This window comes from Clostridium sp. AF27-2AA (assembly GCF_003478505.1).
Lineage (GTDB): Bacteria > Bacillota > Clostridia > Lachnospirales > Lachnospiraceae > Brotaphodocola.
In genome coordinates, this window is the sequence record NZ_QUFI01000020.1 from 1 (window position 1) to 12,844 (window position 12,844).

Annotated in this window: 25 protein-coding genes; all 25 read right to left on the reverse strand. The window is 46.4% G+C overall.

Annotation, left to right across the window (positions count from 1 at the left end; translation table 11 throughout):
• Positions 1-98: 98 nt before the first annotated feature.
• The 25 genes from DWY84_RS11455 to rpsC all read right to left on the reverse strand — a co-directional run bounded on the left by DWY84_RS11455 (position 99) and on the right by rpsC (position 12,840).
• Positions 99-635 (reverse strand): L17 family ribosomal protein, encoded by a 537-nt coding sequence (locus tag DWY84_RS11455; protein WP_118533408.1) that lies wholly within the window; start codon positions 633-635, stop codon positions 99-101.
• A gap of 144 nt (positions 636-779) precedes the next feature.
• Positions 780-1,739 (reverse strand): DNA-directed RNA polymerase subunit alpha, encoded by a 960-nt coding sequence (locus DWY84_RS11460; RefSeq protein ID WP_118533410.1) that lies wholly within the window; start codon positions 1,737-1,739, stop codon positions 780-782.
• A gap of 53 nt (positions 1,740-1,792) precedes the next feature.
• Positions 1,793-2,386, reverse strand: a complete 594-nt coding sequence (rpsD, locus tag DWY84_RS11465; RefSeq protein ID WP_118533412.1) for a 30S ribosomal protein S4 — start codon at positions 2,384-2,386, stop codon at positions 1,793-1,795.
• Between the two features lie 16 nt (positions 2,387-2,402).
• The gene (gene rpsK / locus DWY84_RS11470; RefSeq protein ID WP_118533414.1) at positions 2,403-2,804 is read right to left on the reverse strand and encodes a 30S ribosomal protein S11; all 402 of its coding nucleotides are present in this window, start codon (positions 2,802-2,804) and stop codon (positions 2,403-2,405) included.
• 88 nt (positions 2,805-2,892) lie between these two features.
• Positions 2,893-3,261, reverse strand: a complete 369-nt coding sequence (gene rpsM, locus DWY84_RS11475; protein ID WP_118533416.1) for a 30S ribosomal protein S13 — start codon at positions 3,259-3,261, stop codon at positions 2,893-2,895.
• 31 nt (positions 3,262-3,292) lie between these two features.
• A complete protein-coding gene (gene rpmJ, locus DWY84_RS11480) occupies positions 3,293-3,406 on the reverse strand; it encodes a 50S ribosomal protein L36 (protein WP_003497809.1) in 114 nt (37 codons plus the stop codon).
• A 193-nt stretch (positions 3,407-3,599) separates the two neighbouring features.
• The gene (gene infA / locus DWY84_RS11485) at positions 3,600-3,818 is read right to left on the reverse strand and encodes a translation initiation factor IF-1 (protein ID WP_118533418.1); all 219 of its coding nucleotides are present in this window, start codon (positions 3,816-3,818) and stop codon (positions 3,600-3,602) included.
• A gap of 14 nt (positions 3,819-3,832) precedes the next feature.
• A complete protein-coding gene (locus DWY84_RS11490) occupies positions 3,833-4,084 on the reverse strand; it encodes a KOW domain-containing RNA-binding protein (RefSeq protein ID WP_118533420.1) in 252 nt (83 codons plus the stop codon).
• Between the two features lie 12 nt (positions 4,085-4,096).
• Entirely contained in the window at positions 4,097-4,846 is a 750-nt protein-coding gene (gene map / locus DWY84_RS11495; protein WP_118533422.1) for a type I methionyl aminopeptidase, read from the reverse strand.
• A 1-nt stretch (position 4,847) separates the two neighbouring features.
• Entirely contained in the window at positions 4,848-5,492 is a 645-nt protein-coding gene (locus DWY84_RS11500; RefSeq protein WP_118533424.1) for an adenylate kinase, read from the reverse strand.
• A gap of 107 nt (positions 5,493-5,599) precedes the next feature.
• Positions 5,600-6,919, reverse strand: coding sequence for a preprotein translocase subunit SecY (secY, locus tag DWY84_RS11505; protein WP_118533426.1), 1,320 nt, complete (start codon positions 6,917-6,919; stop codon positions 5,600-5,602).
• A gap of 1 nt (position 6,920) precedes the next feature.
• A complete protein-coding gene (gene rplO, locus DWY84_RS11510) occupies positions 6,921-7,361 on the reverse strand; it encodes a 50S ribosomal protein L15 (RefSeq protein ID WP_118533428.1) in 441 nt (146 codons plus the stop codon).
• Between the two features lie 26 nt (positions 7,362-7,387).
• Positions 7,388-7,570, reverse strand: coding sequence for a 50S ribosomal protein L30 (gene rpmD, locus DWY84_RS11515; RefSeq protein ID WP_118533430.1), 183 nt, complete (start codon positions 7,568-7,570; stop codon positions 7,388-7,390).
• 13 nt (positions 7,571-7,583) lie between these two features.
• Positions 7,584-8,093 carry a 30S ribosomal protein S5 gene (gene rpsE, locus DWY84_RS11520; RefSeq protein ID WP_118533432.1) on the reverse strand — a complete coding sequence of 170 codons (510 nt, stop codon included), beginning with the start codon at positions 8,091-8,093 and terminating at the stop codon, positions 7,584-7,586.
• A gap of 16 nt (positions 8,094-8,109) precedes the next feature.
• Positions 8,110-8,478, reverse strand: coding sequence for a 50S ribosomal protein L18 (gene rplR, locus DWY84_RS11525; RefSeq protein WP_118533434.1), 369 nt, complete (start codon positions 8,476-8,478; stop codon positions 8,110-8,112).
• Between the two features lie 17 nt (positions 8,479-8,495).
• On the reverse strand, positions 8,496-9,038 hold the full coding sequence (gene rplF, locus DWY84_RS11530) for a 50S ribosomal protein L6 (protein ID WP_118533436.1): 543 nt from the start codon (positions 9,036-9,038) through the stop codon (positions 8,496-8,498).
• A gap of 93 nt (positions 9,039-9,131) precedes the next feature.
• A complete protein-coding gene (gene rpsH / locus DWY84_RS11535) occupies positions 9,132-9,533 on the reverse strand; it encodes a 30S ribosomal protein S8 (RefSeq protein WP_118533438.1) in 402 nt (133 codons plus the stop codon).
• A 264-nt stretch (positions 9,534-9,797) separates the two neighbouring features.
• Complete coding sequence (locus DWY84_RS11540) at positions 9,798-9,983, reverse strand: type Z 30S ribosomal protein S14 (RefSeq protein WP_002566501.1); 186 nt, start codon at positions 9,981-9,983, stop codon at positions 9,798-9,800.
• Between the two features lie 15 nt (positions 9,984-9,998).
• The gene (gene rplE, locus DWY84_RS11545; RefSeq protein WP_118533440.1) at positions 9,999-10,538 is read right to left on the reverse strand and encodes a 50S ribosomal protein L5; all 540 of its coding nucleotides are present in this window, start codon (positions 10,536-10,538) and stop codon (positions 9,999-10,001) included.
• A gap of 23 nt (positions 10,539-10,561) precedes the next feature.
• Positions 10,562-10,861, reverse strand: a complete 300-nt coding sequence (gene rplX / locus DWY84_RS11550) for a 50S ribosomal protein L24 (RefSeq protein WP_118533442.1) — start codon at positions 10,859-10,861, stop codon at positions 10,562-10,564.
• Positions 10,862-10,874: 13 nt separating this feature from the next.
• Positions 10,875-11,243, reverse strand: a complete 369-nt coding sequence (gene rplN / locus DWY84_RS11555; RefSeq protein ID WP_118533444.1) for a 50S ribosomal protein L14 — start codon at positions 11,241-11,243, stop codon at positions 10,875-10,877.
• Between the two features lie 24 nt (positions 11,244-11,267).
• Positions 11,268-11,528: a 30S ribosomal protein S17 gene (rpsQ, locus tag DWY84_RS11560; protein WP_118533445.1), complete on the reverse strand. Its 261-nt coding sequence runs from the start codon at positions 11,526-11,528 to the stop codon at positions 11,268-11,270.
• Positions 11,529-11,544: 16 nt separating this feature from the next.
• A complete protein-coding gene (rpmC, locus tag DWY84_RS11565) occupies positions 11,545-11,751 on the reverse strand; it encodes a 50S ribosomal protein L29 (protein ID WP_118533447.1) in 207 nt (68 codons plus the stop codon).
• Positions 11,741-12,178, reverse strand: a complete 438-nt coding sequence (gene rplP / locus DWY84_RS11570) for a 50S ribosomal protein L16 (RefSeq protein WP_118533449.1) — start codon at positions 12,176-12,178, stop codon at positions 11,741-11,743. Before rplP ends, rpmC begins: the two co-directional genes overlap by 11 nt.
• On the reverse strand, positions 12,178-12,840 hold the full coding sequence (rpsC, locus tag DWY84_RS11575; RefSeq protein WP_118533451.1) for a 30S ribosomal protein S3: 663 nt from the start codon (positions 12,838-12,840) through the stop codon (positions 12,178-12,180). Before rpsC ends, rplP begins: the two co-directional genes overlap by 1 nt.
• Positions 12,841-12,844 lie beyond the last annotated feature (4 nt).

Sequence of the window (12,844 nt, forward strand, 5' to 3'; positions counted from 1 at the left end):
GGTTTCCTCCGAGTGGAGGAATTTCCTATCATACAAAAAAACTCCTGGAGAACGAATCTCCAGGAGCCCTAAGCTCATAAATTTATATGATTATAAGATTAAACAAGCTCTAACAGCACTTCCATAGCGCCGTCACCCTTACGCTGGCCGATCTTAACGATACGGGTGTAACCACCGTTACGGGAAACGTACTTCGGAGCAACCTCATCGAAGAGTTTTGCCGGGATATCTACGGATTTGGTGTTTTTCTTCTTGCCTGCAGCTGCGGTCGGAACCTCAGTTACATCGTAGAGAACTTTGAGCATCTGACGACGAGCATGAAGTCTGGACGGCTTATCCTTCTTGATTTCCTTCTGAACTTCATCATAAACGGTAACTTTCTTGCCGTTTACTACCTCTTTGACTCTCTTACCCTCAGCGTCCTTTTTAGCAACCTTAGCGGTAACAGTAACAGTCTCGAAGTTGTCTTTCTCTTTTACAGCCAGTGCAATCAGACCCTCAGCAACTTTGCGGATCTCTTTTGCTCTAGCCTCAGTGGTTTTGATGCTTCCATGATACAGCAGTGCAGTTACCTGGCTGCGGATCATTGCTTTTCTCTGGCTGGAAGTTCTTCCAAGTTTTCTATAACCTGCCATTTTATTTTCCTCCATATAATGTGGAGTGCAGTCCCGTGCCCTTTGGTCTTACCGGACCACAGCTTCCAATTTTTCATAACGTAGCGGCTCTCTGCCTGATGGACTTACGGAGCCGCCACTTTAAAGTTATCAGTAATTGAAGAATTATTCCTCGCTCGGGTTGAGCTGAAGGCCTAACTCTTTTAATTTCGCCAGAACTTCCTCAAGGGACTTTCTGCCGAGATTACGAACCTTCATCATATCCTCCGGAGTTCTGTTGCACAGCTCCTCCACAGTATTGATTCCGGCTCTCTTTAAGCAGTTGTAGGAACGAACAGACAGTTCCAGTTCATCGATGTTCATCTCGAGAACCTTCTCTTTTTCATTGTCCTCTTTCTCTACCATGATCTCAGCAGTCTTGGCATTCTCAGAAAGATCGATGAAAAGATTTAAGTGCTCGCTCAGAACTTTCGCTGCAAGGCTTACAGCCTCATCTGGAGCTAAGGTTCCATTAGTGTACACGTCTAAGGTCAGCTTATCGTAATCGGTAACCTGTCCAACACGGGTATTCTGAATGGACATGTTGACACGCTCAACCGGTGTGTAGATGGAATCCACCGCGATCACACCAACCGGCATATCCTCACTCTTATTCTTGTCTGCGCTCACATATCCGCGGCCCTTAGTGATCGTAAGTTCCATGTAGAACTTGCTGTCTGCGCCGCCGCTTAAGTGTGCGATCACCTGATCCGGATTCATGATCTCAATGTCCGGGTCAGCCTGGATATCAGCTGCAGTAATGACACCCTCACCCTCGAACTCGATGTAAGCGGTCTTTACTTCGTTGCTATCGCTGTTGTTCTTAATAGATAAGCTCTTGATGTTCATAATGATTTCAGTTACATCTTCCTTAACACCCGGAATAGAACTGAACTCATGTAAAACGCCGTCGATTTTCACCTGGCTGACAGCTGCACCCGGCAGAGAAGAAAGCATGATTCTTCTCAGGGAGTTACCCAGCGTTGTGCCATAGCCTCTCTCAAGTGGTTCAACTACAAACTTGCCATATTTCTTATCATCAGAAATCTCAACAATCTCAATGTTTGGTTTCTCAAAATCGAACACGACTCTAGCCCCTCCTTTTGGGTTCTTCTATCGAGGGAAATTGGTACTCTTAATTATTTGGAGTACAACTCGACGATAAGCATCTCGTTTACCGGAACATCAATCTCATCTCTGGACGGCATCTCTTTTACAGTACCGCGCAGATTCTCCTGGTCAACATCCAGCCAAGCCGGAACCAGACGTCCTGCAGTTACCTCAAGAGCATCTTTGTATCTCTGAGAAGATTTAGCCTTCTCTTTTACTTCGATCACGTCACCAGCTTTTACCAGGTAGGACGGAATGTTTACACACTTGCCGTTTACGAGGATGTGCTTGTGATCTACCATCTGTCTGGTCTCGCGTCTGGTGCGGCCGAATCCCATACGGAATACAACGTTGTCCAGTCTGCGCTCCAGAAGGATCATCATGTTCTCACCAGTCTGGCCTTCCATCTTCTCAGCCTTGGTGTAGTAGTTACGGAACGGTTTCTCTAATACGCCATAGATGAATTTTGCTTTCTGCTTCTCACGTAACTGGAGACCATACTCACTTACTTTTCTGTTAGCTCTTTTTAATTCTCTGTTTGATTTTTTATCAATTCCTAAATAGATCGGATCTAAACCAAGAGATCTGCATCTTTTAAGAACAGGAACTCTATCTACTGCCACTTTTAGTACCTCCTAATTAGACTCTTCTACGTTTTGGCGGGCGACATCCGTTATGTGGAACCGGAGTTACGTCCTTAATGCTAGTTACTTCAATACCGCATGCGGAAAGCGCACGAATTGCTGCCTCACGGCCTGAACCAGGTCCTTTAACCATAACGTCTACAGATTTTAAACCATGTACTAAAGCTGCTTTAGCGGCAGTTTCTGCAGCCATCTGAGCTGCATATGGAGTAGATTTCCTTGAACCTCTAAATCCCAGACCACCGGCACTTGCCCAGGACAACGCGTTACCCTGTGCATCGGTTAAGGTAACGATGGTGTTGTTAAAAGAAGACTGGATATGTGCCTGTCCGCGTTCAACGTTTTTCTTTACGCGCTTTTTTGTCACTTTTTTTGCAGTGGACACTTTTTTAGCCATTTTAAACTAACCTACTTTCTTGAATTTCCGAATCCTGTTTCCTGTTTTTAAAACATGCAACGTGATTCTACATAATGTAACGAATTACTTATTTCTTCTTGTTTGCAACAGTCTTACGAGGACCTTTGCGGGTTCTTGCATTGGTTTTGGTCTTCTGACCACGAACCGGGAGACCTTTTCTATGACGGATTCCGCGATAGCAGCCAATCTCCTGCAGTCTCTTGATGTTCATAGCGATCTCTCTGCGAAGATCACCCTCAACAGTCTGAGTGTCAGCAATAACAGCTGCCAGCTTCTTCACTTCGTCATCGGTCAGATCCTTAACACGGGTGTCAGGATTAACGCCAGCCTCAGCAAGGATACGGTTTGCACTTGTTCTACCGATTCCGTAGATGTAAGTCAGACCGATTTCAACACGTTTTTCTCTTGGTAAATCAACACCTGAAATACGAGCCATTTGCGTCGTAACCTCCTATAACTTTTTGTTTTTAACCTTGTCTCTGTTTGTGCTTAGGATTTTCACAGATTACTCTGATACTGCCTTTGCGTTTGATGATTTTGCACTTTTCGCAAATCGGTTTTACTGATGATCTCACCTTCACGGCAATTCTCCTTTCTACAGTTGCATATATCTGTCCAGATATATTGGTACAGCCGGACTAATTTTAGACAAACTTCGCCCAGCATCTCAACAAAGTCGCCATGATATTATAACATCATGGTTCCTATTATGCAAGTGTTTTTCTAAATATTTTTTACTATTTTTTATTTATAAAAGCGGCTGCTTCTATAACCTTATTTATCTCTCCAGATGATTCTGCCCTTGCTTAAATCATACGGAGACATCTCAAGGGTAACCTTGTCGCCCGGCAGGATACGGATGTAGTTCATACGCAGCTTACCGCTGATATGAGCCAGTACCTGATGGCCGTTCTCTAACTCTACCTGGAACATTGCGTTCGGCAGCTTCTCAACAACAGTTCCCTCAATTTCAATAACATCTGATTTAGACATGTAATCAATTCCTCCTAAATACAGCCGTGGCGTTTCACCCAGGCGTTCAGCTCGTTTCGGATTTCTTCATCAGTGGGAGACGCCGTAAAGAGCGGCGTCTTCCCTGCCTGAATATGTTTCTTGTTTTTCCGCTTCGGGTCGTCCACCCTGTGGGTGGTTCCATTTGCCATGGCAACGTATTCCCCTTCATCGGATACTATGATAAAATACTGGTTTTTGTCATGTCCCGCAAGAGATCTTGCCGGACAGTACAGTTCCATTTTCATCGCACACCGCCTTTACAGAGATAAGATCTCCGGCTCACCCTCAGTGATCAGAATGGTGTTCTCATAATGAGCAGACATGCTGTGGTCTTTTGTAACCACCGTCCAGTCGTCATCCATCCATGCTACGTTCGGTGTTCCGATATTGATCATGGGCTCAACGGCCAGCGTCATACCCGGAACCAGCTTGATGCCCTTGCGCTTCTGCGCAAAGTTCGGCACCTCCGGCTCCTCGTGCAGATGAGATCCGATACCGTGTCCCACCAGATCGCGGACAACACCGTATCCGAAGCTTTCTGCATAGGCCTGGATTGCGGAAGAGATATCATTGAGATGATTGCCAGCTTTCGCGAACTTAATCCCCTCAAAGAAAGATTGCCTGGTAACATCAATCAGCTTCTGCGCTTCCGGGCTGATGGCACCAACCGCGTGGGTTCTTGCAGCATCAGAATGATAGCCTTTGTAAATGACGCCTGCATCCAGGCTGACAATGTCGCCCTCCTTGATGATATGGTGCTTATTCGGAATACCATGTACCACCTCATCATTCACAGAAACACAGATGGATGCCGGGTAGCCATTGTAATTCTTAAAGGAAGGAACACACCCGAACTCGCGGATCAGCTTCTCGCCCAGACGGTCAATGTCCAGAGTGGACATGCCCGGGTGAATGGCTTTCTCCAGTTCCTCATGTACCTTCGCCAGAATTCTTCCGGCCTCCCGCATCAGCTCAATCTCTCTTGCGGATTTGATCGTTACTGACATATTACGCCTCCAGGACAGCTTCGATGTCCTCAAATACTTTGTTTAAATCCTGTGTTCCGTCTACAGATTTCAGGATTCCGGCCTTTTTGTAATAATCAATCAGCGGCTGAGTCTGGTCATGATATACCGTCAGACGTTTCTTTACAGTCTCCGGCTTATCGTCGTCACGCAGTACCAGCTTCTGGCCGCATGCGTCACAGACACCTTCCACTTTGGTCGGATTGTATACGATGTGATAGGTAGCACCGCAGGAGAGACACGCTCTTCTGCCTGACATACGGTTGATAATGGACTCATCCGGTACATCAACATCAATTGCGAAATCCATCTTCTGGCCCAGCTTATCAAGTGCTTCTGTCAGGCTTTCTGCCTGCGGAATAGTTCTCGGGAAACCGTCCAGCACATATCCGTTCTCGCAGTCAGCCTCTGCAATACGGTCTAACAGCATGCCGATGGTGACATCATCCGGAACAAGCTGTCCCTGATCCATGTAAGACTTCGCCTTCATACCCAGCTCTGTACCGCCCTTGATATTTGCACGGAAAATATCTCCGGTAGAGATATGCGGAATACCATATTTCGCTGCAATCTTCTTTGCCTGGGTGCCTTTGCCGGCACCCGGAGCACCTAACATGATGATCTTCATCTGGTTAATCCTCCTCGCAGGGCGTTCCTCTATGACAGGACGCAATTTCCTGTTATACAAAAGAAGCTGCTGCACGCATATGGGCAGCAGCTTTCTCTTACGAACGCTTAATCATTTAAAAAGCCTTTGTAATTTCTAACGATCATCTGAGATTCAATAGCCTTAATGGTCTCCAGGATAACACTGACGATAATGATCAGGGAGGTACCCATGAAGGACAGACGGCTTACCGTGAATACTCCGGAAATGGTGATCGGGATAACGCTGACAATGATCAGGCCAACTGCACCGATAAATACGATGTAATTTAAGATCTTGTCAAGATATTCGGAAGTCGGTTTACCTGGGCGGATACCCGGGATAAAACCGCCGGACTTCTTCATATTGTTTGCCACTTCCAGCGGATTGAAGGTGATGGATGTATAGAAGTATGCGAAAAGCACGATCAATACAAGGTAGATCACCAGTCCCACAGAATATGCCGGCATCTCCGGTCTGAACCAGTAAGATGAGTTCAGGACCATCAGGATTTTACCGCCGATGGTGGTGTAATCCGGATGGAAAAACTGTGCGATCACAATCGGGAAGGACATGATGGAGGAAGCAAAGATTACCGGGATGACACCTGCGGTGTTCACCTTTAACGGAATGTGGGAAGCCTGGCCGCCCACTAACTTTCTGCCAACCATCTTTTTAGAATACTGGACCGGGATTCTGCGCTCGCCATCCTGAAGGATGATAACGAACACAACCATAGCTGCAAGGATCGCAATCATAATCAGTACGATCAATACAGTAGATCCGATGTTCTTGCTGTTGCTTAAGAATCTGGTGTACAGGGTGTTCACATCCTGCGGGAGAGAGGATACGATATTGAACAGCAGGACGATGGAAATACCATTGCCCACGCCCTTCTCAGTAATACGCTCACCGATCCACATCAGGAATGCGCTTCCTGCAGTCATGGTAGCGACTGCAATAACCACGCTCCATACATTGTAATTGATCAGAAGTCCCTGGCCGCCGAAACCGACTGCCATTCCGATGGACTCGATCAGTGCAAGCGCAACCGTTAAGTAACGGGTGTACTCTGCGATCTTCTTACGGCCATCCTCGCCGTCACGCTGCATCTCTTCCAGCTTCGGAATTGCGATCGTGAGCAGCTGCATGATGATGGAAGATGTAATGTACGGGGTGATACTCAGTGCGAAAATAGACATGGAGGAGAAGGATCCGCCAGTCATCGCATTGAAAAATCCAAATGCATCAGTGGACTGATTCGCGAAGAAATTCGCGAAAAAGTCCGTCTTAACTCCAGGAATCGGCAGTTCAGATCCAAAACGGATGACCACCAGCATGAGGAAGGTGAAGATCAGTTTTGTTCTGATCTCCTTGATCTTCCATGCATTTCGGAGTGTCTTTAACATATTAGATCACCTCGCAGGTTCCACCTAAAGCTTCAATTTTAGCCTTCGCACCCTCACTGAATGCATCTGCCTTTACGGTCAGCTTTTTGGTCAGTTCTCCGTTACCCAGGATCTTGACGCCATCTCTCGGATTCTTAACGATTCCGCTCTCAAGAAGAGTCTCAACAGTAACAACTGCATCGTTCTCGAAGCACTCTAAAGCGCTTACATTGATACCAACGATAACTTTGGTGTTACGATTCTTGAAGCCTCTCTTCGGGAGACGTCTGTATAACGGCATCTGACCACCCTCGAAACCAGGTCTCGGTGCGCCAGAACGTGCTTTCTGACCCTTGTGGCCCTTACCAGCAGTTTTGCCGTTTCCGGAAGCGTGACCGCGTCCTCTTCTGAAATTATCACTATGTTTAGAACCAACAGCAGGCTGTAAATTGGATAAATCCATTGCACTGCACCTCCTTACTTCTATAATTAGATTTCTTCTACCTTAACTAAATGCTTTACGTGCCAGATCATACCTCTGACAGCCTCGTTATCCGGAAGTTCAACAGTCTTGTTGACTTTCTTCAGGCCCAGAGCCTCTACGGTAGCTTTCTGCTTCGGGATAGCACCGATCGGGGATTTGACTAACGTTACTTTTAACTTCTCTGCCATTTCATTACCCTCCTTAGCCTAAGATCTCTTCAACAGATTTGCCGCGAAGTCTTGCATACTCTTCCGGAGTCTTAAGCTGAGTCAGACCGTTGATCACTGCAAGAACAACGTTGGTCTTGTTGTTGGAGCCTAAAGACTTAGCACGGATGTTCTTGATACCAGCAAGCTCCAGTACGGAACGAGCCGGACCACCAGCGATGATACCAGTACCTTCCGGAGCCTTCTTTAACAGTACAGAAGAGCTGCCGAACTTGCAGATGTGGTCGTGCGGGATACTCTTGTTCTCGTCAACCGGGATCTCTACCAGGTTCTTCATAGCTGCTTCTCTTCCTTTGCGGATTGCCTCCGGAACCTCACCAGCCTTACCAAGACCTGCACCTACGTGACCATTGCCATCACCTACTACTACCAGAGCAGAGAATCTCATGGTACGTCCACCTTTTACGGTTTTGGATACACGCTTGATTGCTACTACGTTGTCATTTAATTCAAACTGACTTGGGTCAATAATTGTACGCTTCATGCCGTTCTCCTCTCTACTAGAATTTCAGACCAGCTTCACGAGCTGCGTCTGCAAGTGCCTGGATCTTACCCTGGTAAATGAAACCGCCTCTATCGAAAACGACTTCCTCGATACCCTTCTCCAGAGCTCTCTTAGCGATCAGAGTTCCAACATAAGTTGCTGCTGCAGTGTCATTGGTGTGCTCAAGCTCAGCCTTAACTGCCTTCTCATTGGTGGATGCTGCTACCAGAGTATTGCCGACTGAGTCGTCAATAATCTGAGCATACATATGATTATTACTTCTGAAAACAGCCAGACGCGGTCTCTCTGCAGTACCTGCAAAGCGATTACGTAATCTGGTATGCTTTTTAACGCGAATTTCGCTTCTTGATTTCTTACTAACCATCTTTGTACTCTCCTTAATTATTTCTTACCAGTCTTACCAACTTTACGTCTGATAGTCTCATCAGCATACTTGATACCCTTGCCCTTATACGGCTCAGGTCTTCTCTTGTCTCTGATCTCTGCAGCGTACTGGCCAACTTTCTCTTTATCGATACCTTTAACCGTGATCTTATTCTGACCTTCCAGAACAGTCTCAAGACCTTCCGGATCTTCCATCTCTACCGGATGGGAATAACCCAGGTTAAGGGTTAATTTCTTGCCCTGCTTAGATGCTCTGTAACCTACACCGTTTACTTCCAGAACTTTCTCGTAGCCAGCGGTAACACCAACTACCATGTTGTTGATCAGGGTTCTGGTCAGACCATGTAAAGATTTCATCTTCTTTAAGTCATTCGGTCTGGTTACAACAATATGTCCATCTTCTTCCTTGATGTCCATCTCTACCGGTAACTCTCTCTCAAGGGTTCCCTTAGGACCTTTTACAGTCACTTTATTATTCTCTGCAATCGTTACAGTTACGCCTGCCGGGATTGCGATTGGCATTCTTCCGATACGTGACATGCCATTTACCTCCTACTTAAATTTTCGGAAAACGCTCTGTGCGTTTTCTGTTTTCAGTTACATAATATATAGAAGTAGCTTCGCGGCAACGAATTACCAAACGAATGCTAATACCTCTCCGCCTACGCCCAGACGACGTGCTTCCTTATCGGTGATAACGCCCTGGTTGGTGGAAATGATTGCGATTCCCAGACCGCCAAGTACTCTCGGGAGGTCCTCTTTGTTTGCGTATACACGCAGACCCGGTTTGGAAATTCTCTTGATGCCGCTGATGATCTTCTCATTCTTATCTGCACCATACTTTAAGGTGATGTGGATAGTCTTGAATGCGCCGTCCTCAACGATATCGTATTTCTGAATGTAACCCTCTTTTACCAGGATGTCTGCAATAGCAAGCTTCATCTTGGAAGACGGTACGTCAACAGTGTCATGTTTAGCAGTGTTTGCGTTACGGATTCTTGTAAGCATATCTGCGATCGGATCACTCATAGTCATGATGGATAATTCCTCCTTAATATTGTTAGTTGGTTTCCTTTTTGTTGGACCTCACTCCTTCGAAACTTACGAAGCCGCGGGGGCTCATAAGTTTCGGGAGGGACATCTGCTGATTTGTTTGGGCTGTGTTTTCTCACAGTCAGCAGCATCGCTCAACTAAGCGCGTGCGGCGCCTTGCGGCTTGCACTTGCTAAGGTTCGCGATGGGCCTCGCACTAAGCTTGTCCGTCGCCTTGCGGCTCGGACTCGCTAAGTTGCTTTTGGCCTACCAGCTTGCCTTCTTTACGCCCGGGATCTGGCCCTTATATGCCAGCTCACGGAAGCAGATACGGCAGATGCCGTATTTTCTTAAGTATGCATGCGGACGTCCACAGATTCTGCAACGATTGTACTCTCTGGTGGAGAACTTCGCCGGACGCTGCTGCTTAATCTTCATTGAAGTCTTAGCCATGGATCTTTCCTCCTGTTATTTAGCAAATGGCATATTGAATAATGTCAAAAGTTCACGAGCTTCTTCATCAGTCTTGGCAGTGGTAACGAAGATGATATCCATACCTCTTACCTTGTCAACTTTATCGTATTCAATCTCAGGGAAGATTAACTGCTCTTTGATACCCAGAGCGTAGTTACCTCTGCCATCAAATGCGTTCGGGTTAACACCGCGGAAGTCACGTACACGCGGCAGAGCCAGGTTGATCAGACGATCAACGAACTCGTACATCTTCTCACCACGAAGGGTAACCTTACAACCGATCGGCATACCTTCTCTGATTTTGAAGTTTGCAACGGACTTTTTAGCCTTGGTGGTAACTGCCTTCTGTCCGGTAATCAGCTCTAAATCTCTAACTGCAGAATCCAGAACCTTAGCATTGTCTTTTGCCTCACCAACGCCCATGTTGATAACGATCTTATCAAGCTTCGGGACTTCCATGATGTTCTTGTAACCAAATTTCTTAATCAGTGCGTCAACCATCTCGCTCTGATACTGTTCTTTTAATCTAGCCAACTCTCTGTTCCTCCTCTCTGCAATTAGTCGATAACTTTACCGGTTGCCTTTGCAACGCGGACTTTCTTACCATCTTTTACTTCAAAGCCAACACGGGTAGCTTTGCCATCAACAACCAGCATAACGTTGGAAATATCCATAGCTGCTTCCTGATTTACGATGCCGCCCTGCGGGTTAGCAGCGTTCGGTTTGGAGTGCTTGGTAACCATGTTGCAGCCCTCAACCAGAACTTTACCGCCCTTAACGCTCAGGACTTTACCGGTTTTGTCTTTATCTTTACCTGCGATAACCTTTACCAGGTCGTCTTTTTTAATTTTCTGCACAGCCAATACCTCCTTACAGTACTTCCGGAGCCAGAGATACGATCTTCATGAACTGTTTCTCACGTAATTCTCTTGCTACCGGTCCAAAGATACGGGTTCCTCTTGGGGTCTTGTCATCTTTGATAATAACTGCTGCGTTCTCATCGAACTTGATATAAGAACCGTCTTTTCTGCGTGCGCCCTTAACGGAACGAACTACAACGGCCTTCACAACATCGCCTTTCTTTACAACGCCGCCTGGTGTTGCATCTTTAACGGAAGCGACGATTACATCACCAATGTTAGCATATCTTCTTGTAGAGCCACCCATAACACGGATGCAAAGTAACTCTTTTGCGCCGGTGTTATCAGCAACCTTCAGTCTGGTTTCCTGCTGAATCATGCCTGATACTCCTTCCTGGATAACTTATTTAGCCTTCTCGATAATCTCAACCAGTCTCCATCTCTTGTCCTTGGACAGCGGTCTGGTTTCCATAACTTTAACGGTATCACCCTTGCCGCACTCGTTGTTCTCGTCATGAGCTTTTAACTTAACGGTCTTTTTTACGATCTTGCCGTATAAAGGATGTTTGATGTGGTCCTCGATTGCTACAACGATGGTCTTGTCCATCTTGTCGCTTACGACTTTACCTACGCGGGTTTTTCTTAAATTTCTTTCCACGGTCATGTTCTCCTTTCAAACCTTAAGCCAGTTTAGATTTCTCTGTAATAACAGTCTGAATTCTAGCGATATTCTTGCGAACCTCTTTGATTCTGCTGGTATTATCTAACTGGTTGGTTGCATTCTGGAATCTTAAGTTGAAAAGTTCTTTCTTTGCAGCTACTAATTCTTCCTGTAACTCAGCCGCTGATTTTGCCTTTAAGCCTTCTACGAATTTATTAGTTTTCACTGTTATCACCGCCTTCTAAATCTGCTTTAGCAGCAATCTTACATTTGCATGGTAACTTGTGCATAGCAAGACGTAATGCCTCACGCGCGGTTTCCTCCGGAACGCCAGCGATCTCGAACATTACTCTGCCCGGTTTAACAACTGCTACCCAGTACTCCAGAGCGCCTTTACCGGAACCCATTCGAGTCTCAGCCGGCTTAGCAGTTACAGGTTTGTCCGGGAAAATCTTGATCCAGACTTTACCACCACGTTTGATGTAACGGGTCATGGCAACACGGGCTGCCTCGATCTGATTGGACTTGATCCAGCACGGCTCAGTAGCCACCAGACCGAACTCACCGTAGTTAATTTTATTTCCTCTTAAAGCCTTACCGGTCATAGTTCCACGGAACTGTTTGCGGCGCTTTACTCTCTTAGGCATTAACATTATTTATCGCTCCCTTCCTTGTTTCCTCTAGTAGGAAGTACCTCGCCTTTGTAGATCCAAACCTTAACGCCAAGCTTGCCGTAGGTGGTATCTGCCTCAGCGAAACCATAGTCAATATCTGCTCTTAATGTCTGTAACGGAATGGTGCCCTCGCTGTAGAACTCGGTACGAGCGATATCAGCACCGCCAAGACGTCCGCCAACAGCGGTCTTGATTCCCTTAACGCCTGCCTTCATGGAACGACCCATGGTAGACTTCATAGCACGACGGAAGGAAACACGGTTCTCCAGCTGCTGTGCAATGTTCTCAGCTACTAACTGAGCATCGCGGTCCGGTCTCTTGATCTCTTTGATGTCGATAAATACTTTTTTGTCGGTCAGCTTCTGAACCTCAGCTCTGAGCTTCTCGATCTCTGCGCCGCCCTTACCGATTACTACGCCCGGTTTAGCGGTGAAGATGATGATCTTTACTCTGTCAGATGCAGATGCTCTCTCGATCTCGATTTTGGAAACGCCAGCGCTATACAGTTTTTTCTTGAGGAATTTACGGATGTTGTAATCCTCTACCAGGCAATCAGCGAAGTTGCCTTCTGCATACCACTTGGAATCCCAGTCTTTAATAACACCGACTCTTAAGCCGTGCGGATTAACTTTCTGTCCCATAATT